A 21,622-nucleotide genomic window follows, 5' to 3' on the forward strand; every position below is an offset into this window, starting at 1 on the left:
TCGTCTGCTCTGCCTTGTCCAGCGGTCTGCGTTATCGCATTTCTTCTGCCGGGGTGACGCCAAGAATACCCAAACCGTGCGAAATGACAATCGCAACGGCCCGGATCAGCGCAATTTTCGCTTGTGTTGTATCAGAATCACCTTCCTGCAGGAAACGCAGCGAGGGATCGTCATTGCCACGGTTCCACAAAGAGTGGAAATCAGACGCAATATCATAGAGATAGAAGGCAATCCTGTGCGGCTCGTGGCCTTTGGCCGCGATTTCCACAAGCCGCGGCCATTCAGCGATCTTGCGCGCGACAGCCAGTTCGGCGTCATGCGTCAGGCCGGACAGATCGACCGCCGCCAATGTGGCGTCATCGACGGCGATGCCTGCATCGAGTGCCTTGCGCAGCACGGAATTGACCCGCGCGTGGGCGTATTGGACATAGAAAACGGGGTTGTCCTTGGATTGTTCCAGCACCTTTGCAAAATCGAAATCCAGCGGCGCGTCATTCTTGCGCGTCAGCATGTGGAAACGGGTCACGTCAGGCCCGACCTCGTCCACCACGTCGCGCAGGGTGATGAATGTCCCTGCCCGTTTCGACATCTTGAACGGCTCGCCGTTCTGGTAAAGCTTCACCAGCTGCGTCAGCTTGATGTCGAGCGGCACCTTGCCGTCCGATAGTGCCGCGACCGCTGCCTTCATCCGCTTGACGTATCCGCCGTGGTCGGCACCAAACACGTCGATCAGCGCGTCATAGCCGCGCTGCACCTTGTCATAGTGATAGGCGATGTCGGGCGCGAAATAGGTCCATGACCCGTCCGATTTCTGCACTGGCCGGTCCACGTCATCGCCGTGCGCAGTGGATCTGAACAGGGTCTGTTCACGCGGTTCCCAATCCTCGGGCGTCTTGCCTTTGGGGGGTTCCAGCGTGCCGCGATAGATCAGGCCCTTGGCATCAAGTTCTGCAATTGCTTTCTCGATCAAGCCGCTGCCATACAATGACTTTTCGGAATAGAAGCTGTCCATCGTGATGTTGAGTTGCGCCAGATCGGCGCGGATCAGGTCCATCATCGCATCGGTGGCGAATTCGCGGACCTCTTCGAGCCAGAACTGTTCGCCTTTGTCGATGAACGCATCGCCGACTTTGGCTTTCAACGCCTCGCCCACAGGGATCAGGTAGTCGCCGGGATAGGTGCCTTCGGGCCAGTCCACGCTCAGGTCATGCGCCTCGAGATAGCGCATGTAGACCGACCGCGCGAGAACATCGACCTGCGCGCCACCGTCGTTGATGTAATATTCGCGGGTCACGTCATAGCCTGCGTAATCGAGCAGGCTCGCCAATGCGTCACCGAACACGGCACCGCGTGTGTGACCGACATGCAGCGGCCCGGTGGGGTTGGCGCTGACATATTCGACCAGCATCCGTTGCCCCTGCCCCAAGCTCGACCGCCCGAAAGCGGTATCTGACAGCGCCGCCTTGACGATGCCATGCCAGGCGGCGGGCACCAGACGCATGTTCAGAAATCCGGGCCCCGCGACATCGGCGCTGGCGATCATCGGATCGGCGATAAGTTTGGCCGCCAAAGCTTCCGCAATCGTACGCGGGTTCAGGCCTGCGGGTTTGGCCAGCACCATCGCGGCATTGGTCGCCATATCGCCATGTGCGGCATCACGCGGAGGTTCGACCGCGACAGCATCCATGGCCAGCCCCTGTGGCAGCGCGCCATCGGCGACCATCTGGTCAAGACAGGCCAGCACACGGCCCCGCACATCAGCGAAAAGGTTCATTATATCAGGTCCATTTTTGATCCGGCAGGTGTATCACCCCCGCCGCCCGCGTCAATTCCCGTCGATCACGCCCGGCGGGACGGTTTCGCCGCCGATCAGGCGGGAGTGTTCCTGAATGGCGAAACGGTCAGTCATGCCCGCGATGTAATCCGCCACGATCCGCGCGAGCGCGGTGCGGTCGGGCGCATCGGCCACGTCCTTGCGCCACTGTTTCGGCAATTCGCCGGGGTTGTCCATGAAGAAGGGGAACAGCTCGTTCACCATTTTTGTCACCACCACCCGCATCTCGACGACGGCGGGCGCGCGGTACATGCGTTCGAACAGGAATTGCCGGATCACCTTGAGATCGGTCCAAAGCGCGGGGGAAAACTGGATCACCATGCGCCCCGCGTGGCGGATGTCATGCACAGTGGCAGGGTTCAGATCAGCCAGATTGCGGCGGCTGACGGCGATCACATCCTCGACCAGCACGCCAAAAAAGCGGCGCAGCGCCTCGTGCCGGCGGCGGTAGTAGTTCAGGCCGGGATATTTCGCATCGACCCGCGCGAAGCAATCGCGCAGGATCGGCAGTTCCGCCAGATCGTCGGTGCTGAACAATTCTGCACGAAGTCCGTCGTGCAAGTCATGGTTATTATAGGCGATATCGTCGGAGAGTGCTGCAACCTGTGCCTCTGCACTGGCATGGGTGTGCAGTTCCAGATCATGGCGCGCGTTATAGGCGGCCAGCGCATAGGGGATGGCCCCCGTCACCGGCCCGTTGTGTTTGGCGATGCCTTCCAGCGTTTCCCACGTCAGGTTCAGCCCGTCCCATTCGGCATAATGCCGTTCAAGATCGGTGACGATCCGCAGCGCCTGCGCATTGTGGTCGAACCCGCCGTAGGGTTGCATCAGCGCATCAAGCGCCTCCTCACCCGTATGCCCGAAAGGCGTGTGGCCAAGGTCATGCGCCAAGGCGACCGCCTCGGTCAGCTCCACGTTCAGGCCCAAGGTCGCGGCGATGGTGCGGGCGACCTGTGCGACCTCGATCGAATGGGTCAGGCGGGTGCGGAAATAATCGCCTTCATGTTCGATGAACACTTGCGTCTTGTGTTTCAGCCGCCGGAAGGCCGAGGCATGGATAATCCGGTCGCGGTCGCGCTGAAAGGGCGAACGGAAGGTGCTTTCTTCCTCGGCATAAAGCCTGCCGCGCGGATTGGCCGGATCGGTCGCATAGGGCGCTGTCATGGGTTTGCCTGTTGTCGGGTTTGCCTGACTTGCCTATATGTCAAAGATCAACAATCCGAAAGGTGATGCAATGCTCACGCTTCCTCCCAAAGTCACGCCGCGCGCTTTTGAACGGCTGGCGGAAATCGGCGCTGCCGCACAAGGCAAGGCCTTGCGCATCGCGGTCGAAGGCGGCGGCTGTTCGGGGTTCCAGTATGAAATCGATCTGGACGAACCCAAGGACGACGACCTGATCCTGTCGGACAAGGGCGAAACCGTGGTGATCGATTCCATGTCCCTGCCGTTCCTGACCGATGCGGTGATCGATTTTTCCGAAGAACTGATCGGCGCGCGCTTTGTGATCCAGAACCCCAATGCATCGTCGTCCTGCGGCTGCGGCACATCGTTTGCGATGTAATGAAAATCGCGACTTTCAACATCAACGGCGTCAAGGCGCGGATCGAAACCCTGTGCGACTGGCTGGATGACAGCGCGCCTGACGTGGCGATCCTGCAAGAAATCAAGTCGGTGAACGAGGCCTTTCCCCGCGAGCTGATCGAGGACCGCGGCTATACTTTGGAAACACACGGGCAAAAGGGCTTCAACGGGGTCGCAATCCTGTCGAAACTGCCGCTGGAGGATGTGACCCGCGGTCTGCCCGGTGACGATGCCGACGAACAGGCCCGCTGGATCGAGGCGACGGTCGTGAGCGATGTGGCCGTGCGGATCTGCGGGCTTTACCTGCCCAACGGCAACCCCGCGCCGGGGCCGAAGTTCGACTATAAGCTGGCATGGATGGACCGCCTGCTGTCCCGCGCCCGCGACCTGCTGGCGGACGAGATGCCCGCGCTGATGGCGGGCGATTACAACATCATCCCGCAGGCGGTGGACGCCGCCCGCCCCGAAGTCTGGCGCGATGATGCGTTGTTCCGGTCCGAAAGCCGCGCCGCCTATCGCCGTGTGCTGAACCTTGGCTTTACCGAAGCCTTCCGTACCCGTGAACCGGGGACAGGACATTATTCGTTCTGGGATTATCAGGCGGGGGCCTGGGAGAAAAACAACGGTATCCGCATTGACCACTTTCTGCTGACCCCGCAATGCGCGGACCTGCTGGCGGGGGCATGGATCGAGAAGGATCTGCGCGCCCGCGACAAGCCGTCGGATCATGTGCCGGTCTGGGTGGAACTGCGCCCCTGACGGGGCTTGTGGCCTTCGGCGAGGATATTTTTACTCGGAAGATGATGTCACGTCGTGGTCATAGAGCCAGCCGAGGCGGTTTATGAAGGCGTCGGGGGCGATCTTGCCCAGCGTTTTCAGCCCAAGATGCGCCACGCGCCGCTGTAGCCCCGACAGATGGTAATTGCGCGCATTGGCATTGGCGGCGGCGATGGCGCGCGCCACACGCGGGCGGCGGGCGCCTTGATAAGCCTGCAGCGCCTCTACCAGATCAGGCTGTGCACGGGTCATGCGGGCGAGGGCCAAGGCATCCTCGATCGCGAGATTTGCGCCTTGCGCCAGAAACGGCAGCGTCGGGTGCGCGGCGTCACCGAGAAGTACGATCCGGTCGTTGTGCCAGTGTTCTGCCACGGGATGGCGGAACAGGCCCCATAGGTTTGCGACCTCGACCCGTGCCAGCAGGTCCCGCAGCGCCGGCGCGCAATCTGTGAAAGCTGCGCACAGGTTCGCAGGGTCATCGGCGTGGTACCAGCCTTCGGCGGCCCAGGTGGCGCGTTCCTGCACGGCGACGATGTTCAGACGGTTGCCGGGCAATGGATAGGTCACGACATGGCGGCCTGGGGCCATCCAGATTTGCGCCATGGGCGGGACGTCAGCGGCGGGGATGATTGCGCGCCAAGCGACCTGTCCGGTGAAAAACGGGGCGGCTGGGCTGTTCAACAGAGGGCGGGCAAGGGAATGCAGACCATCTGCGCCGATGGTCAGGTCTGCGTCTGCCATGCCTGCCGCTGTCATATCCGCAATCCGCGCGTTGAGGATGATTCGCACGCCTGCATCCGCGCAGGCCTGCGCCAGCAGACCGATCAGGTCCGCGCGGTGCAGAAAACGGTAAGGCGGGGTCTGACGGCTGAGGTCGAACCGTGCGATGGGGTGTGCGGTCAGCGCATCCATCGGTTGGACGGCCTCGGCGCGCAGGCCCGCCTGATCCAGCGCACCGGCAAGCCCGAGCGCGTGGAGAGCGCGGGCGCCATTGGGGGTGATTTGCAGCCCTGCGCCCACCTCGGTGATCGCAGGGGCCTGTTCATGGAGGGTGACGTTGGCACCTTGGCGCGCAAAGGCAAGCGCGGCGGTCAGCCCGCCGATGCCACCGCCGATGATGGCGATGGTGCGTCCGGCGTTGGCACCCACCTCAATCGTCGCGGTGGACTTTTTCGCGCCGCTCGTGGCGTTCCTGCGCTTCGAGGCTCATCGTGGCGATGGGGCGCGCGTCCAGCCGCTTGAGCGAGATCGGCTCTCCGGTGATTTCGCAATAGCCGTATTCGCCGTCGTCGATCCGGCGGAGTGCGGCGTCGATCTTGCTGACCAGTTTGCGCTGGCGGTCGCGGGTGCGCAATTCGATGGAACGGTCGGTTTCTTCGGACGCACGGTCGGCCACATCTGGGATATTGCGGGTCTGGTCTTTCATGCCGGCGACAGTATCGCGGCTGTCTTCGAGAATTTCCGCCTTCCAGTCGAGCAGTTTGCGGCGGAAATATTCGGTCTGCCGTTCGTTCATGAAAGGTTCGTCATCGGCCGGACGATAATCGTTCGAAAGAAACACTTCAGCTTTCATCGCTTTTCCCTTGTCTGGCGATTGGGTGGCGCGGGGCGGTGGCTGATCCGCTGCGGTCCCAATTCAAGCGCCGTTTACCCCTTTGGCCTTGCCGTGTCACCCCCTGAATTGATCAGGCCGTCAGGTGTTGATGATCGTGGCAGACCTGCTAGCTTGCGCGGAAACCAAAAGGTAAAAACGATGCAGTTCACCGGCACCGACAGCTATATCGCCACCGAGGATCTGAAAATGGCGGTCAATGCGGCTGTCACGCTGGAACGGCCCCTGCTGGTCAAGGGCGAACCCGGCACCGGCAAGACAGAGCTTGCGCGTCAGGTCAGCGCCGCCTTGGGCCTGCCGATGATCGAATGGCACATCAAATCGACGACCAAGGCGCAACAGGGGCTTTATGAATACGACGCCGTCAGCCGGTTGCGCGACAGCCAGCTGGGTGATGCACGGGTCAACGACGTCGCCAATTACATCAAGCGCGGCAAGCTCTGGCAGGCCTTTGCCGCCAAGGGTCGTGTCGTGCTGCTGATCGACGAGGTGGACAAGGCCGATATCGAATTTCCCAACGATCTGTTGCAGGAACTCGACCGGATGGAATTCCACGTCTACGAGACCGGCGAGACGGTCAAGGCCATCCACCGCCCCATCGTCATCATCACGTCCAACAACGAAAAGGAACTGCCCGACGCCTTTTTGCGGCGGTGCTTTTTCCATTACATCCGCTTTCCCGATCTCGACACGCTGCGCCGGATCGTGGCCGTGCATCACCCCGGCATCAAGGAGGCCTTGCTGACCACGGCGCTGACGCAATTCTACGAGATCCGCGACACGCCGGGGCTGAAAAAGAAACCTTCGACCTCCGAGGTGCTGGACTGGCTGAAACTGCTGCTGGCCGAGGATCTGACGCCCGAGGATCTGCGCCGCGACGGGGCGGATGCCCTGCCCCGCCTGCATGGCGCGCTGCTCAAGAACGAACAGGATGTGCATCTGTTCGAAAGGCTGGCCTTCTTGGCGCGCGGCAAGAGGTGACGGGCCTGCACGCTGACGTGACTGGTCATGTCCGGTGCTGCCGCTATGCTGTGCAGGGTGCGTCAACCACCGGACCTTTCATGAAATACCTGATCCTGTTTGCCCTTGTGGTCATGACGGCCTGCGCGCCGCAGCCGGGCACGGCACCTTTGCCGGACGGGGCAGAGCCGGTGCGCCTGGACTTTCCGGCGATGCGCAGCTTTGCCGCAAACAGCCCCGGTCCGGCGCGCCGCCCGAACGCCGAAATGGCCCGCGATTTCTTTGATCTGAGTTTTCAGTTGGAAAGCGGGCGACCATTGCCGCTGTTCACCCGCTTCGAGGGTCCGATCAGCGTCGGGTTCAACGGCTCTGCCCCTGCGCATCTGGTCAGCGATCTGGACGGTCTGCTGGCGCGCCTGCGCGCAGAGGCAGGGATCGACATCCGCCGCGCGCCCGCCACCGGGGCGGACATCATCATCGAACTCGTCTCGCCGCGCGAATTGCGCCAGACGGCGCCCGGTGCCGCCTGTTTCGTCGTACCCCGCGTGCGGAACTGGGCGGAATTACGGCGCGCAAGGCGCAGCCCGGTCATCGACTGGACGACATTGCAGGTCCGTGAACGGGCCGCCGTCTTTCTGCCCGACGATGCGACACCACAGGAAATGCGCGATTGTCTGCATGAGGAACTGGCACAGGCGCTTGGCCCGCTCAACGACCTTTATCACTTGCCCGACTCCGTCTTCAATGACGACAACATGCATGCCGTGCTGACGGGCTTCGACATGCTGATCCTCCGCGTGACCTATGCATCCGAATTGCGCAGCGGCATGACGCCGCCCGAAGTGATGTCGCTGGTGCCGGGCATTCTTGCGCGGCTGAACCCTGGGGGCGAACGCGGTCGCGGGCAAATCATGGGGCCGACGGGCCGCGACTGGATCGGTGCGATGACGATCGCTCTGGGCGGCGGCGCAACGCCGGCGGTCCGACGTCAGCAGGCCGCGCGGGCCATCGCGATCGGTCAGGCGCGCGGCTGGACCGGGCCGCGTGCGGGGTTCGCACAATATGCCTTTGGCAGGCTCCAGATCGGAAATGACCAGTCACTGGCGCTGGGGGCTTTCGCGGCCGCAGGTCTGGCCTATGGCGGTGACGAAAAGCTGCGCATCCACGCCGCCCATGTCACGGTACAGATGGCGGCCTTCGCCTTGATCGCGCGCGATGCAGAGACGATACTGGACCTGACCGGCCCCGCGATGGAGGTGGCGCGGCAACATGAAAACGCGGCCTTGCTGGCGCTGCTGATGATGTTCCGCGCCGAGGCGCTGGACCTGCAAGGGCAGACCGAGGCCGCGATGGCACTGCGGCTGGACAGTCTGGGATGGGGGTTATACGGGTTCGGCAGCCGGGACGAGGTGATTGCGCGGCTCAACGAGATCGCAAGCCTGCCGCGCCCGCCTAGCTAGAAAGGTATCACGATGATCTATCCACTTTCCGGGCTCATGATCGGGGCTGCTGTCGGGGCATGGCGCGCCAGGGCGAACGGCGGCAAGGGCCTTGATATGTTGCAATGGGCGGCCGGCTTTGGCATCGCCTTCGGTCTGGTTGGCCTGTTTGTGCTGATCTTCATCGAACGCAGCATGCTCTGACCGGATGTTCCTGCCCTTTTTCGACAATCTGCGCAAATCCGGGGTGCCGGTCTCTTTGCGCGAATTCCTGTCGTTTCTCGAAGGGATGCAGGCGGGCCTTGCGACCTATGACGTCGAGGCGTTCTATTTTCTGGCCCGCACGGTCATGGTCAAGGACGAGCGCCATCTGGACCGCTTCGACCGCGCCTTTGCCGCGACGTTCCAAGGGCTGGAGGCGATCCCCGCCGACGCTGTGCTGGACGCTATCGACCTTCCCGCAGACTGGCTGGAAAAGCTTGCGGAAAAGCACCTGACCGAGGCTGAAAAAGCCGAGATCGCGGCGCTTGGCGGGTTCGACAAACTGATGGACACGCTCAAGGCGCGGCTGGCCGAGCAGAAAGGCCGCCATCAGGGCGGATCGAAATGGATCGGCACGGCGGGGACGTCGCCTTTTGGTGCCTATGGCTATAATCCCGAAGGTGTGCGGATCGGGCAGGATCAAAGCCGCCACCAGCGCGCGGTCAAGGTCTGGGACAAGCGCGAATTCCGCAATCTGGATGACAGCGTTGCCTTGGGGACGCGCAACATCAAGGTCGCGCTCAAACGCCTGCGCCGCTGGGCGCGCGATGGCGCGGCGGATGAACTGGATCTGGGCGGCACGATCCGTGCGACCGCCGAGCATGGCTATCTCGACGTGAAAACGCGGCCCGAACGGCGCAACGCGGTCAAGGTGCTGCTGTTTCTTGACATCGGTGGGTCGATGGACCCGCATGTGAAGGTGGTCGAGGAATTGTTCAGCGCCGCCAAATCGGAATTCAAACATTTCCAGCACTTTTATTTCCACAATTGTCTGTATGAAGGCGTTTGGAAAGACAACCGCCGCCGCTGGGACGCGCAGACCCCGACATGGGACGTGCTGCATACTTACGGGCCTGATTACAAATGCATTTTCGTCGGTGACGCGAGCATGTCGCCTTACGAGATCGCCTATCCGGGCGGGGCCAACGAACACATGAATGCAGAGGCAGGACAGGTCTGGCTGGCCCGCGCGCGCGACCAGTGGCGCGACACTCTCTGGATCAATCCGGTCGAGGAAAGTTACTGGCCCTACACCCAGTCGATCGGGATGATCCGCGACATATTCGGAGCCGAGCGGATGGTGCCGATGACACTGGATGGCATCAACCGGGGCATGAAGACGCTGGTGGGGTAAAGATGATGCGGCTGATGGTCGGAGTGTTGTTTTGCTTGCTGCCGCTGTTTGCGATGGCTGACGCGTTCGGAGGCAGGCCTGTCACGCTGACCGACGGGCGCACGGATCCCGCTGCAGCGCCGTTGATCGTGGCGCTGCACGGCGCGGGCGGCACGGCGGCGAACATGCAGCGCAAGACCGGCTTTGACGCCATAGCGGCACGCCATCAACTGGTCATCGCCTATCCGAACGTTGAACGGCGTCGTTGGCGCGATGGACGGGACAGCGATGATGCAACGGATGTCGCCTATCTTGCAGCCCTGATCGAAATGCTGATTGCCGATGGCCGCGCCGATCCCGCGCGGGTCTATCTGGTGGGGCATTCCAACGGTGGCGGAATGGCGATGCGCATGGCCTGCGACCGGCCCGATCTGATCGCGGGCATCGCGGTGGTGTCCACCAATCTGCTGACGGCCTATCCGTGTGAAGGCGGGACGAGCGTTCCCGCGATCTTTTTCCACGGATCCGCCGATCCGATCACGCCAGCGCAGGGTCGCGCTGAGGATCACCGCTTTGGTGGGGCTTATTCGGTGGCGCGCACGCTGGAAGTCTGGGCCACACGCAATCGCTGCAGGCAACCGACACTGTTGCAGTCGCTCGACGCCGTCGATGATGGCACGACAGTCGATCTGATCCGCTACGCAGGCTGTCGCGCGCCGCTTGTTCACGTGCAAATCGACGGGCACGGCCATGGCTGGCCCGGCACGCGGCTCCGTCCGTTGCGCCTGCTGGGCCCGGCGACGCGCGAAGTCGATGCCGCGCCGTTGATTTGGTGGTTTTTTGACAAAATGTAGCAGGCAGGGTGCACTTGCGGTTTCGCCGGACGGGCCCATATCTGACATATGCTGAAATTCACACCGATCCTTCTGGCGCTGGTCTACGGTTACGCGATGTTTCGCTTTTCCGTCTGGCGCACCGCGCGCGAGCTTGATGACAAGTCGACGGAACTGGCCGACCCGATCCTGAAGGTGCTGATGGACCGGATGGCCGCAGCGCTGGGGATTGACCGGATCCGCGTGCATATCTACGAAATTCCGCAGGTGAACGGGTTGGCCGCCCCCGACGGGCGCATCTTCATCACGCGCGGGTTCTTCAACAAGTATCGCGCGGGTGAGGTCAGCTCGGAAGAAATGGCCAGCGTCATCGCGCATGAAATGGGCCATGTCGCGTTGGGCCATTCGCGGCGCCGGATGATCGATTTTTCCAGCCAGAACGCGATGCGCACCGCACTTGCGATGATCCTGAACCGCTTTCTGCCGGGGATCGGCCCGTGGATCGCCACAGGCCTGATCAGCCTTGTCGCCGCCCGCCTGTCGCGCAACGACGAATTCGAGGCGGATGCCTATGCTTCGGCGCTGCTGGTCAAGGCGGGGATCGGGACAAGCCCGCAGAAATCGCTGTTCGCGAAGCTGGAACACCTGACAGGCGCGCATGGGGCGGCGACCCCCGCCTGGATGCTGAGCCATCCCAAGACGCCGCAGCGCATCGCCGCGATCGAGGCGAATGAAGCGAAATGGCAGTCGCTCTAGTGCAGGATCATTGCCCTGTATCAGCCGTCAATGCCTTGCCGAGCCGTGGCAGACGCGCCTTCTTCAGCAGGGCGCGCAGGGTCCAGTCCTGACCTGACAGCCGCCACGCTTCGGCCAGCACGGCATCGGCCACGGCAGCGACATCCTGCGGTGCATCCCGCCACAGATCGCGCAGGAAATTGTCGGGGTCGCGCCGCTGCAGCCTTTCTTCGTCCAGAATGTTGCGGGGGAAATCCTTGGCGTTCATCGTCAGGATCGCATCGCAAGACCCCGCCACAGCCGCTGCCAGCACGTGGATATCGGCCGGATCAGGCAGCCAGAACCGCCGTTCGATGCCCGCATCATAGCGGATCAGCGCATCGGGGAAGCGGGCGGCAAGGGCCGCGATCTCGCCCCGCGCCCAGACCTCTTCGGCCGCGCCAAGCTTGCCTGCGGCACGCGCCCATTCTTCCAGCACGCGCGGTGACCAGCGCGGCGCGAACAGGCCCTTGGCCGCGACACCCAGCACCATTTCCCGCATCACGGTGGGATAAAGCACGCAGGCGTCAATCAGCACTTTCATAGGCGAAAGAACACGGCCTTGAGATAGCCGCTTTCGGCCAAATGCGGCATCAGCGGGTGGTCAGGACCGGCAAATCCGGTGTGGATGATCTGCCCGCGCCGCCCTGCCCGCCCGATCCCGCGCGATGACGCGTTGCGGAATTTGGTCAGATCCACGGCATGCGAACAGGAACACAGGCCCAGATAGCCGTCCGGTGCGACCAGCGGTGCGGCCAGCCGCGCGACACGTTCGTATGCGCGCAAACCGGCCTCGAGTGCGGCCTTGCCCGGTGCAAAGGCGGGCGGGTCGCAGATAACGACGTCGAATTGCGCGCCTTCCTCGGCCAAGGCGGTCAGCACGTCGAACGCATCGCCCTTGCGCGTGGTGAAACGGTCGGCGACACCCATGGCGGCGGCCCCCTGTTCGGCAAGGTCCAACGCAGGCGCGGACCCGTCAACCGCTAGCACCGATGCTGCCCCTTGCGCCAAGGCCGCAAGGCCAAAGCCGCCGACATGGGCAAAGACATCCAGCACGCGCGCGCCCTGCGAAAGATCTGCGGCAAAAGCATGGTTGGGCCGCTGGTCAAAGAACAAGCCGGTTTTCTGCCCCCCCATGATGTCGGCCATGTAGACCGCACCATTCATCGGCACAGGAATGGCGGCGGCCGGGGCCTGGCCTGCCAGCACATCCATCCGGTCTTCCAGCCCCTCGAGCGCGCGGGTGCGCCCGGTGCCGTTCATCACGACCGTGGTGACGCCCGTCACCTCTTGCAAGGCCGCGACCAGGGGGGCGATCAGCACATCGGCCCAGGCCGCATTGGGCTGCACCACGGCGATATCGCCGAACCGGTCGATGATGACGCCGGGCAAGCCGTCAGCCTCGGCATGGATCAGACGGTAGAACGGGTCGGGGTAAAGCCGCGCGCGATGCGCCAGCGCGCGGGCGATCTTTGCGGCGAACCACGCCTGGTCGATAACCGCCTCGGGGTTCTGGTCGAGCATCCGGCAGATGATCTTGGATGCGGGGTTGACCGCGACGACACCCATCGGGGTACGGTTGGCATCCTCCAGCAACGCGATGCTGCCCGCAGGCAGGCCGCGCGTGCGCCGGTCGGTCACCAGTTCATTGGCATAAACCCACGGAAAACCGTGGCGGATCGCCCGCGCTTCGGCCTTGGGAATGAGGCGCACGGTGGCGCGGTCGGAGGCATCTTGCTGTGTCATCCGCTGTCACTAGCGAACGGGGCCTTCCGTGAAAAGCCCTGATCGCGGGGTCAGCGCAATTGGTCGGCCAGCACGGTGGTCAGAAACTCTGTGACCCGGATCTTCTGGGTAATGCCCCGTTCTTCGAGCTGTGCATTGGTATTGCCACCCCAGGAATCCAGATTGGCCACCACACGGCGGCTGGGTTCGATCACGGCACCAGTTCCGGCATCGCGGATCGCCACGTCGAAGATGATGTTGTAGACACCACCCGTCGAAAACTGCGTGCGACGGGTCAATCCGTGAAAGCGGACCAGCGTCACATCCATCACAACGCGGCTGTTCGCGTTCTTGATATCGGCGCCGCCATCCATGTTGCGGCGCGCGGCCTCGGTGAACAGCGCCTCGATCTGTGCGATGCGGTCGCCTGCGGGATCACCGCGCCAGACGACATCGGCCTGCGGGTAATAGGTGTTCGCCTCTGACACCACGAGATTGGGCAAAGTCGAGAAATCCAGCGCGACCAGCCGGTAATCGCGTTCCACATCGGGACGCGGATCGCCCTGCGTGACCATTGCACCAGGCGCACAGGCAGCCAGAGCGCCCAACAACAAAGCCAAACCGAAAATCCTGCGAAACATGAACAACCTCTTACACGCGCGAACTGCATGCGTGTCTAACATAGAGATGTGGCGCTGTTAAGGCAGGACCGTGGGAGCATACGAATATGTTCCCTACCCTTGTTAGCGCTAACACTTTCTGCTAAGTCTGCCCAAAGAGAAAGACGAGGACCAAGATGCCGCTTCACCCGACCATCGCCGCCGTGACCGACCGTATTCGCGCCCGTTCCGAAGGGCCGCGCCGCCGTTATATGGACACGATGGCGCGCGCCGCCGCCGACGGGCCGCGCCGCGCCCATCTGACCTGCGGGAATCAGGCGCATGCCTATGCCGCGATGGGTGCCGACAAGGACGCGCTGACAGCGACCAGTGCAGGCAATATCGGGATCATCACCGCCTATAACGACATGCTGTCCGCGCATCAGCCGTTCGAGACCTATCCCGACAAGATCCGCGCCGCCGCCCGTGCGGCCGGTGGCACTGCACAGGTCGCAGGCGGCGTGCCTGCGATGTGCGACGGTGTGACCCAAGGCCAGACCGGCATGGAACTGTCGCTGTTTTCGCGTGACGTGATCGCGCTGGCCGCAGGGGTGGGGCTGTCGCACAACGTGTTCGATTCCGCGATCTATCTGGGTGTCTGCGACAAGATCGTCCCCGGTCTTGTGATCGCCGCCGCCACCTTCGGCTATATCCCGGGCATCTTTGTGCCAGCGGGGCCGATGACCTCTGGCCTGCCCAATGACGAAAAGGCCAAGGTGCGCCAGCAATTCGCCGCAGGCGAGGTCGGGCGCGACGCGCTGATGGCCGCCGAAATGGCCAGCTATCACGGGCCGGGCACCTGCACCTTTTACGGCACGGCCAATACCAACCAGATGCTGATGGAATTCATGGGCCTGCACATGCCGGGCGCGTCTTTCGTCAATCCGGGCACACCCCTGCGCGAGGCGCTGACCGTCGCTGCAACCGAACGCGCGCTGGCGATCAGCGCGCTTGGCAATGCCTATACCCCTGTGTGCGATGTGCTCGATGAACGGGCCTTCGTGAACGGGCTCGTGGGGCTGATGGCGACAGGCGGGTCCACCAACCTTGTCATCCACCTGCCCGCCATGGCGCGCGCCGCAGGCGTGATCCTCGATCTGCAGGATTTCAGCGATATTTCCGCCGTGACCCCGCTGATGGCCAAGGTCTATCCCAACGGGCTCGCGGATGTGAACCATTTCCATGCCGCAGGTGGCCTTGCCTATATGATCGGGCAATTGCTGGATGCAGGTCTGCTGCACGACGACACGACGACGATCGCGGGCAAGGGGCTGGACCATTACACGCGCGAACCCAAGCTGGCGGGCAATGGCGTGACCTATGCCGACGGGCCGAAAACATCCGCCAATGACAAGATCCTGCGCCCGGCCTCCGACCCGTTCCAGAAATCGGGCGGGCTGATCCAGCTGACAGGCAACCTCGGGCGCGGCGTGATCAAGACCTCTGCCGTCGCCGCCGAACGCCACATCATCGAAGCGCCCGCGCGGATCTTTCACACGCAGGATGCCGTGAAAGAGGCCTTCAAGGCCGGTGAATTCACCAGTGACACCGTGGTCGTGGTGCGGTTCCAGGGGCCGAAATCGAACGGCATGCCCGAATTGCACAGCCTGACGCCGGTGCTGGCTGTTCTTCAGGACCGCGGGCTCAAGGTCGCACTTGTCACCGACGGGCGGATGTCGGGCGCCTCGGGCAAGGTGCCTTCCGCCATCCATGTCTCGCCCGAGGCCGCGGACGGTGGCCCGATCAGCCTGATCCGCGACGGCGATGTGATCCGTCTGGACGCCACCCAAGGCACGATCGAAGTGCTGGGCGTGGACCTTGCCACCCGCAGCCCCGCGCAGGCCGATCTGACCGGCAACGGCACCGGCGTCGGGCGCGAATTGTTCGAAATCTTCCGCCGCAGCGTAGGTCCTTCCGCCGATGGTGCGGGCGTCGTCGTCTGACGCCCCCCACCTTCTTATTTCCCAAAATACTCCCGCCGGAGGCAGCGCAGTTCTTCCGGCCATATCTTCAGAAAGACTGGACATGACCCCTCAGGATGCTTCCGCCGCCGCGATGAAAATCTGCCTTCTCGCCCCTGTGATCCCCGTTCTGGTGATCGAGGATGCCAGCACCGCCGCAGATCTTGCGCGCGCGCTGGTCGCAGGCGGTCTGCCCGCGCTGGAAGTGACCCTGCGCACGCCCGCCGCCCTCGACGTGATCCGCGAAATGGCCACTGTTGCCGGCGGGCATGTGGGGGCTGGCACCTTGCTGACACCCAAAGATGTCGAAAACGCCAAGGCGGCAGGGGCCACGTTCGGCGTAGCTCCCGGGGCAACCGACCGCCTGCTTGACGCCTGCGAGGCCAACGACCTGCCGCTTCTGCCCGGTGCCGCCACCGCATCCGAGGCGATGCGCCTGCTGGAACGCGGCTATTCTGTGCAGAAATTCTTTCCCGCCGAGGCCAATGGCGGGGCGGCCGCCCTCAAGGCCATCGGCGCGCCGATCCCGCAGGTCAAATTCTGCCCCACAGGCGGCGTGACCTTGCAGAACGCGCCCGTCTATCTGGCGCTGGCGAACACGCTCTGCGTCGGTGGATCGTGGGTCGCGCCCAAGCAGCTGATCGACGCGGGCGACTGGACAGGCATCACCGCGCTTGCAGCCCAGGCTGCAGCGCTGTCACGCACCTAGAGGCAGACTTCATCTTGCATTAGGACTTGTCCCGTATCACCCGTTCTGAACGGAATGGGGACATTGCATGCTTGATCGGTGGTCAGTTGCACGGCGCATCAACAGCAGTTTCTTGGTCCTGACATTGCTGATTCTCGGCCTGTCGCTGTTTTCCTACGCCTCGGTTGACAGGCTGCGCGACAGTTTCACCGAAAAGGCGGGAACCACGTTGCAAAACACAGCGACCAGCCGGTTCATTCAGAATGTCTATGCCGCAAATGTGGCCGCGACCGCCTATGGCGCGGACCAATCGCCCACGATGGCAATGGTCGTAGCCGATAATATCGACGCGGTGCTGGGTGATCCGACGATCCCCGCTGCCTTTGTACCCGGCACGGCGGAGCGTGCGGAAATCGACCGATTGCTCGCGCTGGCACAAGACTACAAGGCCGTTTTCAGCCAGATCGTCGCCCTGCGGGAGACCGCCGCTGCAACACGGACCACCTTGATCGAAGACGGGGACAAATTGCAGGCGGGGCTTGCGGCGATCGTCAATGCCGTCAGCACCTCGGGCCTGCCGCCGCTGGTCTTTGCGGCAGGTGCGGCCGAACAGGACTTCGACGCAGCCAAGGTGCGCATGGCCAGCTATCTTGCGACACGCGCGGATGACGACCGGATCGCCGCACAGGCCGCGCTGGAAACCTTCGCAGCGGCGATGACGCGCCTGACACAGGCCGGCGGCGGGGCCTATACGCAGGAACGGATCGGGCAACTGGCGGCGGATGTGCCACCGCTGATCGCAGCTTTTGATGGGTTTTCCGCCAGCACGCGTGCCGCCAATACCCAGGCAACCACGCGGCTGGACCCATTGGGGCAGGAAGTGCTGGACCGGCTCGACACCCTGTTTCAAGGGATTCTACTGGCTGAAGAAGCAAACCGCACGGCAGGCAGCGGCATTATCGAAAACCTGCGGATGGTGATTCCGCTCGCCGGGGTGCTGGCACTGGCGGTCGCTCTGGTTGCCACGATTGTGGTCGGTCGGTCCATCACGCGCGCCATCGCCGTGCTTGCCGACACCACTGACAGGCTTGCGGCGGGCGACAATGCAGCCCTGATCCCGGGCAGTGATCACGGTCACGAACTGGGCCGGATGGCGCGTGCCCTGGGCGTCTTCCGCGACGCACAAATCGCGCGGCTGCAAGCCGATGCCGAACGCCGTGACATGCAGCGCGCGCAGCAAAAGGTCGTCGAAACGCTTCAGACCCAGCTTGCGCGCCTGGCCGCAGGTGATCTGACGTTGCAGGTCGAAGATTCTTTCGCGCCGGAATACGAAGATCTGCGGCGGAATTTCAACATGGCCGTCAGCGCGCTGCAATCGGTGATCGGTCAGGTGGCCGGCACGACCGGCCTGATCGCGGCGACGGTGCGCGAGACGACATCGGCGACCACCGAATTGTCGCAACGCACCGAAAATCAGGCGGCGACACTGGAACAGACAGCGGCCGCGCTGGACGAACTGACCGCCAGCGTAAGGTCGGCCGCCGATCATGCCCGTTCGGTCGAAGCCACGGTCGAGACCGCCCGCGCGCAGGCCCGCACGAACGGCGATGTCGTGGTGCGGGCGGTGGCGGCGATGTCGGAAATCGCGACGTCGTCGCGCCATATCACTCAGGTGATCGGCGTGATCGACGATATCGCGTTCCAGACCAACCTGCTTGCGCTCAACGCCGGGGTAGAGGCGGCACGCGCGGGCGATTCCGGGCGCGGCTTCGCCGTGGTCGCGGCCGAAGTGCGCGCATTGGCACAAAGATCGGCAGAGGCCGCAAAAGAAATCACCTCTTTGATCGCCAACAGCAGCAACCATGTCAAACACGGGTCGACGTTGGTCGGCGATGCCGGCGCGGCGCTGACAGACATCATTGCGCAGGTCAACGAGATCGCCGGAATGACCGCCCAGATCGCCACCAGCGCACAGGAACAATCCGTCGCCATGTCCGAGATCAATCTGGGCGTCAACCAGCTTGATCAGGTGACCCAACGCAACGCAGCCATGGTCCAGGACACCTTGTCGCGCGGCGCAACGCTCGACCAGGCGACAGCGACGCTGGGCCAGCTGATCAGCGGTTTCACGATCAGCCAGCCCCAGCCACCGATCATGACAGAGGCGGCGATCAAACCGCTCGAAGGCGCAATCCTGCGGACCCGGACCCCGGGCGGACAGCCGCAGTTCAGGACGTCTCAGCGCAAGACAACGCCACCCGCGCCCCCCGGCAGCTGGACGGATTTCTAGATGATCGGCCTATTCGCCGACGCCCAGACGGGCCTTGCGCCCGCCGCGACGCCGGGGGTGTCCGGCCTCCTGCAAGGCATGCTGCAACGTCCGGGTCATCGGGTGATCTGTCGGCGTGTCGGCATGCCGCGCGAGCAACGCGCGGACGGCGGTTTCGACATCTTGATCGACAGGCAACCCCAATACCCAATCAAGAAAGATCGTGCGACATTCGGCCTCGGTGATGCCATCGATCAAGTAGGATTCGCGGATCAGTGCCTTCGTGTCGTGCAGATCACCCTTCATCCGGTCCCGTCCAATCTGCGGCTGATCACAGCATCGGCCGCCATTTGCAATTGCGTCACCCGCGCCAAAAGCGCGTCGAGATCGGGGGTTTCGGTTTCACGCAGGATCATCCGGCGGGCTCCTTCGCCCAAAGCATTCGGGTCAAGCACCCCCCCTGTCAAGAGCCTGACCGCCGCCTGCAGTTTCCAGAACAGGCGCGCGGCATCGCACAAGACCCGCGCATCCGCATCATCAAGCCAGCCGGCCGCAACACCCGCATGCAATTGCGCATCAATCTCGCGCGCGGGGCTGCCCGCGATCAGGCCTGCGGTCTGCGCGCAAAGCTCGATATCCTGCAACCGCCCCGGCCCGGTTTTCGCATCCCAGGCACTTTCAGGGGCTTTGGCCTGCGCAAGACGCGCACGCATGTCCGCAACATCCGCCACGACACCCGCCCCCTGCCCCTTGCGCACCAGCAGATCACGGCGAAACGCCTCGATATCGGCGCAAAGGTCCGCATCACCCGTGACCGGCCGCGCGCGGGTCAGCGCCAGATGTTCCCAGGTCCAGGCGTCCTTGTTCTGGTAATCGACAAAAGCGTCAAAGGATGTTGCGACCGGCCCCTGCCGCCCTGACGGGCGCAATCGCATGTCTACCTCGTAAAGGCGCCCCGCGGACATCGGCGCCGAAAGGGCCGTGATGAGGGCTTGCGTCAGCCGCGCGAAATAGGCCCGCGTCGCGAGCGGACGCGGCCCGTGCGATGCATCGACACCGGCAGGATCATAGATCACGATCAGGTCAAGGTCTGACCCGGCGTTCAACCGCGCCGCCCCGAGCGAGCCCATCGCCACAACCGCGCCGCCACGCCCCGGCGGCGCACCATGCTTGCGCGCGAATTCCGCCACGATCACCGGCCACAGGGACGCAATCACCGCTTCGGCCAGATCGGCATATTGCGTGCCGCTCGTCGCGGCGTCGATCAGCCCGCGCAGATGATGCACGCCGATGCGGAAATGCCATTCGCGCGCCCATGTGCGGGCCGCGATCAACTGGCTTTCATAATCGGGATGCGTCGCGAGCGTGGCGCCCAACTGGTCGCGCAACGCGGCCATGCCGGGCCAAGGGTCGAAGAACGCGCCACCAATGACCGCATCCAGCACCGCGGCATTGCGCGACAGGTATTGCGCCAGCGCCGGTGCGGTCGCCGCGATATCGACGATCAACTGGGTCAGTTGGGGATTGGCTTCGAACAGGGAAAACAGCTGAACACCGGCGGGCAACCCCGCCAGAAAGCCGTCGAATTGGGCCAGCGCCTCGTCGGGGCGCGCGGCCTCTTGCAGGCTGGCCATGATCTGGGGGATGAGGCGGTCAAAAATCTCGGTCGCGCGGGGGGATCGCAGCGCGGGATAGGCCTGCCACCGCGCCACGACCTCCTGCCCCCATGTGATCTGGGTTTCGGGCTTTGGATCGGGGGCGAAAAACCCCTCGGTCAACGCATGCACATCGGCAAGGCGGCGGGTCAGGTCACCGCGCAATTCCACGACATCGCGGTCCATGAAGGCGGCAAGCCTGTCGAACCCCGCCGCATCCTGCGGCAGATGATGGGTCTGCGCATCGGCGAACATCTGGACGCGGTGTTCAACCTCGCGGTGGTGGCGGTAATGGTCGCGCAGCGTTTCCGCCACATCAGGCCCGATCCAGCCCGCACCCGCCAGTGCCTGCAAACCTTCGCCCGTGCCGCGCAGGCGCAGCGACGCATCGCGCCCGCCCGCGATCAACTGGCGGGTCTGGGTGAAGAATTCAATCTCGCGGATGCCGCCGCGCCCCAGTTTCATGTCATGCCCTTCGAGCGTGACCGGCCCGCCCAGCCCTTTGTGATCGCGGATTTTCAGCCGCATGTCATGGGCGTCCTGAATGGCCGCAAAATCCAGATGCTTGCGCCAGACGAAAGGGCGCAGCGTTTGGAGGAACCGCGCACCGGCTGTCTGATCGCCCGCGCAGACGCGCGCCTTGATATAGGCGGCGCGTTCCCACGTCCGGCCCACGCTTTCGTAGTATCGTTCGGCAGCGTCCATCGACAGGCAGACCGGCATGACCGAGGCATCGGGCCGCAGCCGCAGATCGGTGCGGAACACATAGCCGCCGTCCTTCACCTCTGACAGGATCGCGGTCATCCGGCGGGTCACGCGGATAAAGGCGGTGCGCGCCTCGAACACATCTTCGGGGGCGAAACGGCTGTCGTCGAACAAACAAATCAGGTCGATGTCCGAGGAATAATTCAGTTCATGCGCGCCCATCTTGCCCATCGCCAGCACGACCATGCCCGCCGCGTCCTGCGGGGGGCCATCCGGCAGTTTGCCGCGCGCAACCTCGGCCGCGACAAGGCGCGTCACACAGGCGGCGACAGCCGCATCGGCAAAGCGCGTCAGCGTGCCGGTCACGGTGTCCAGCGGCCAGACGCCGCCCAGATCGGCCAGTGCCGCGACCAGCGCGATCCGCCGCTTCATCTGCCGCAGATGCGCGGGCAGCGCGTCGAGCGGGACTGTCTCAAGCCCGGTCAGCAGGTTGTCCACGGCCCGTTCGGGATCATCCAGTGCTGCCGGCAGCCATTCTTTTTCCCGCGCCATCAGCCCGGCCAGATAGGGGCTGCATCCGGCGGTTCCTGCCAGCAAATCGCCGACTTCGGGCGCAAAGCCAGGCAGTTGCGTCAGGATATCCGCGCCAAGGGCAGGGTCATACGGGCGGGGACAGCGGGTGATGCGACGGGCAATGCTCATGCCCCGCACATTGGGTGCAAGCGCGGGGCTGGTCAATCGCCAAGGCCCCGCTAAGCTGCGCCAGAGAGGAGCA

20 protein-coding genes are annotated in these 21,622 nt (G+C 63.7%); 11 read left to right on the forward strand and 9 right to left on the reverse strand.

Annotated features, from left to right (window positions below; genetic code table 11):
- Window positions 1-31: 31 nt before the first annotated feature.
- On the reverse strand, window positions 32-1,774 hold the full coding sequence (argS, locus tag H147_RS0102630) for an arginine--tRNA ligase (RefSeq protein WP_019953786.1): 1,743 nt from the start codon (window positions 1,772-1,774) through the stop codon (window positions 32-34).
- 51 nt (window positions 1,775-1,825) lie between these two features.
- Window positions 1,826-2,998: a deoxyguanosinetriphosphate triphosphohydrolase gene (locus tag H147_RS0102635; RefSeq protein ID WP_019953787.1), complete on the reverse strand. Its 1,173-nt coding sequence runs from the start codon at window positions 2,996-2,998 to the stop codon at window positions 1,826-1,828.
- 70 nt (window positions 2,999-3,068) lie between these two features.
- Between H147_RS0102635 and H147_RS0102640 the strand changes: the two genes are divergently transcribed.
- Window positions 3,069-3,395, forward strand: a complete 327-nt coding sequence (locus tag H147_RS0102640; RefSeq protein WP_026352189.1) for a HesB/IscA family protein — start codon at window positions 3,069-3,071, stop codon at window positions 3,393-3,395.
- Window positions 3,395-4,174, forward strand: a complete 780-nt coding sequence (gene xth, locus H147_RS0102645; RefSeq protein ID WP_019953789.1) for an exodeoxyribonuclease III — start codon at window positions 3,395-3,397, stop codon at window positions 4,172-4,174. The genes H147_RS0102640 and xth overlap by 1 nt, the downstream gene beginning before the upstream one ends.
- Before the next feature lie 30 nt (window positions 4,175-4,204).
- Here the strand turns inward: xth and H147_RS0102650 are convergent, their stop codons facing one another.
- Both H147_RS0102650 and dksA read right to left on the reverse strand, forming a co-directional pair.
- The gene (locus H147_RS0102650) at window positions 4,205-5,341 is read right to left on the reverse strand and encodes an FAD-dependent monooxygenase (RefSeq protein WP_019953790.1); all 1,137 of its coding nucleotides are present in this window, start codon (window positions 5,339-5,341) and stop codon (window positions 4,205-4,207) included.
- A gap of 1 nt (window position 5,342) precedes the next feature.
- Window positions 5,343-5,765 (reverse strand): RNA polymerase-binding protein DksA, encoded by a 423-nt coding sequence (gene dksA, locus H147_RS0102655; protein WP_019953791.1) that lies wholly within the window; start codon window positions 5,763-5,765, stop codon window positions 5,343-5,345.
- 180 nt (window positions 5,766-5,945) lie between these two features.
- On the opposite strand from dksA, the gene H147_RS0102660 reads away from it, so the two are divergent.
- From H147_RS0102660 to H147_RS0102685, 6 genes are all read left to right on the forward strand, one after another.
- Window positions 5,946-6,785, forward strand: a complete 840-nt coding sequence (locus tag H147_RS0102660) for an AAA family ATPase (RefSeq protein WP_019953792.1) — start codon at window positions 5,946-5,948, stop codon at window positions 6,783-6,785.
- A gap of 80 nt (window positions 6,786-6,865) precedes the next feature.
- The gene (locus H147_RS0102665) at window positions 6,866-8,224 is read left to right on the forward strand and encodes a DUF2927 domain-containing protein (RefSeq protein ID WP_019953793.1); all 1,359 of its coding nucleotides are present in this window, start codon (window positions 6,866-6,868) and stop codon (window positions 8,222-8,224) included.
- A 12-nt stretch (window positions 8,225-8,236) separates the two neighbouring features.
- Window positions 8,237-8,407 carry a hypothetical protein gene (locus tag H147_RS21145; protein WP_019953794.1) on the forward strand — a complete coding sequence of 57 codons (171 nt, stop codon included), beginning with the start codon at window positions 8,237-8,239 and terminating at the stop codon, window positions 8,405-8,407.
- A 4-nt stretch (window positions 8,408-8,411) separates the two neighbouring features.
- Window positions 8,412-9,599 carry a vWA domain-containing protein gene (locus H147_RS0102675; RefSeq protein ID WP_019953795.1) on the forward strand — a complete coding sequence of 396 codons (1,188 nt, stop codon included), beginning with the start codon at window positions 8,412-8,414 and terminating at the stop codon, window positions 9,597-9,599.
- A 53-nt stretch (window positions 9,600-9,652) separates the two neighbouring features.
- On the forward strand, window positions 9,653-10,432 hold the full coding sequence (locus H147_RS0102680) for a CE1 family esterase (protein WP_162561617.1): 780 nt from the start codon (window positions 9,653-9,655) through the stop codon (window positions 10,430-10,432).
- Between the two features lie 48 nt (window positions 10,433-10,480).
- The gene (locus tag H147_RS0102685; protein ID WP_019953797.1) at window positions 10,481-11,167 is read left to right on the forward strand and encodes a M48 family metallopeptidase; all 687 of its coding nucleotides are present in this window, start codon (window positions 10,481-10,483) and stop codon (window positions 11,165-11,167) included.
- Window positions 11,168-11,174: 7 nt separating this feature from the next.
- Here the strand turns inward: H147_RS0102685 and H147_RS0102690 are convergent, their stop codons facing one another.
- The 3 genes from H147_RS0102690 to H147_RS0102700 are packed head-to-tail and all read right to left on the reverse strand — an operon-like array spanning window position 11,175 to window position 13,530.
- Window positions 11,175-11,729 (reverse strand): RSP_2648 family PIN domain-containing protein, encoded by a 555-nt coding sequence (locus H147_RS0102690; protein WP_019953798.1) that lies wholly within the window; start codon window positions 11,727-11,729, stop codon window positions 11,175-11,177.
- Window positions 11,726-12,931: an RSP_2647 family RNA methyltransferase gene (locus H147_RS0102695; RefSeq protein WP_019953799.1), complete on the reverse strand. Its 1,206-nt coding sequence runs from the start codon at window positions 12,929-12,931 to the stop codon at window positions 11,726-11,728. Before H147_RS0102695 ends, H147_RS0102690 begins: the two co-directional genes overlap by 4 nt.
- Before the next feature lie 50 nt (window positions 12,932-12,981).
- Window positions 12,982-13,530 carry a DUF6778 family protein gene (locus H147_RS0102700; RefSeq protein WP_245541092.1) on the reverse strand — a complete coding sequence of 183 codons (549 nt, stop codon included), beginning with the start codon at window positions 13,528-13,530 and terminating at the stop codon, window positions 12,982-12,984.
- Window positions 13,531-13,706: 176 nt separating this feature from the next.
- On the opposite strand from H147_RS0102700, the gene edd reads away from it, so the two are divergent.
- The 3 genes from edd to H147_RS19255 all read left to right on the forward strand — a co-directional run bounded on the left by edd (window position 13,707) and on the right by H147_RS19255 (window position 18,508).
- The gene (gene edd, locus H147_RS0102705; RefSeq protein WP_019953801.1) at window positions 13,707-15,512 is read left to right on the forward strand and encodes a phosphogluconate dehydratase; all 1,806 of its coding nucleotides are present in this window, start codon (window positions 13,707-13,709) and stop codon (window positions 15,510-15,512) included.
- Between the two features lie 82 nt (window positions 15,513-15,594).
- Window positions 15,595-16,239, forward strand: a complete 645-nt coding sequence (gene eda / locus H147_RS0102710; protein ID WP_026352190.1) for a bifunctional 4-hydroxy-2-oxoglutarate aldolase/2-dehydro-3-deoxy-phosphogluconate aldolase — start codon at window positions 15,595-15,597, stop codon at window positions 16,237-16,239.
- A 67-nt stretch (window positions 16,240-16,306) separates the two neighbouring features.
- A complete protein-coding gene (locus H147_RS19255; protein ID WP_019953803.1) occupies window positions 16,307-18,508 on the forward strand; it encodes a methyl-accepting chemotaxis protein in 2,202 nt (733 codons plus the stop codon).
- A gap of 9 nt (window positions 18,509-18,517) precedes the next feature.
- Here the strand turns inward: H147_RS19255 and H147_RS0102720 are convergent, their stop codons facing one another.
- Window positions 18,518-18,793 carry a hypothetical protein gene (locus tag H147_RS0102720; RefSeq protein ID WP_019953804.1) on the reverse strand — a complete coding sequence of 92 codons (276 nt, stop codon included), beginning with the start codon at window positions 18,791-18,793 and terminating at the stop codon, window positions 18,518-18,520.
- Window positions 18,790-21,549 (reverse strand): bifunctional [glutamate--ammonia ligase]-adenylyl-L-tyrosine phosphorylase/[glutamate--ammonia-ligase] adenylyltransferase, encoded by a 2,760-nt coding sequence (glnE, locus tag H147_RS0102725; RefSeq protein WP_019953805.1) that lies wholly within the window; start codon window positions 21,547-21,549, stop codon window positions 18,790-18,792. The genes H147_RS0102720 and glnE overlap by 4 nt, the downstream gene beginning before the upstream one ends.
- Window positions 21,550-21,622 lie beyond the last annotated feature (73 nt).

This window comes from Yoonia vestfoldensis DSM 16212 (assembly GCF_000382265.1).
Classification (GTDB): Bacteria; Pseudomonadota; Alphaproteobacteria; order Rhodobacterales; family Rhodobacteraceae; genus Yoonia; species Yoonia vestfoldensis.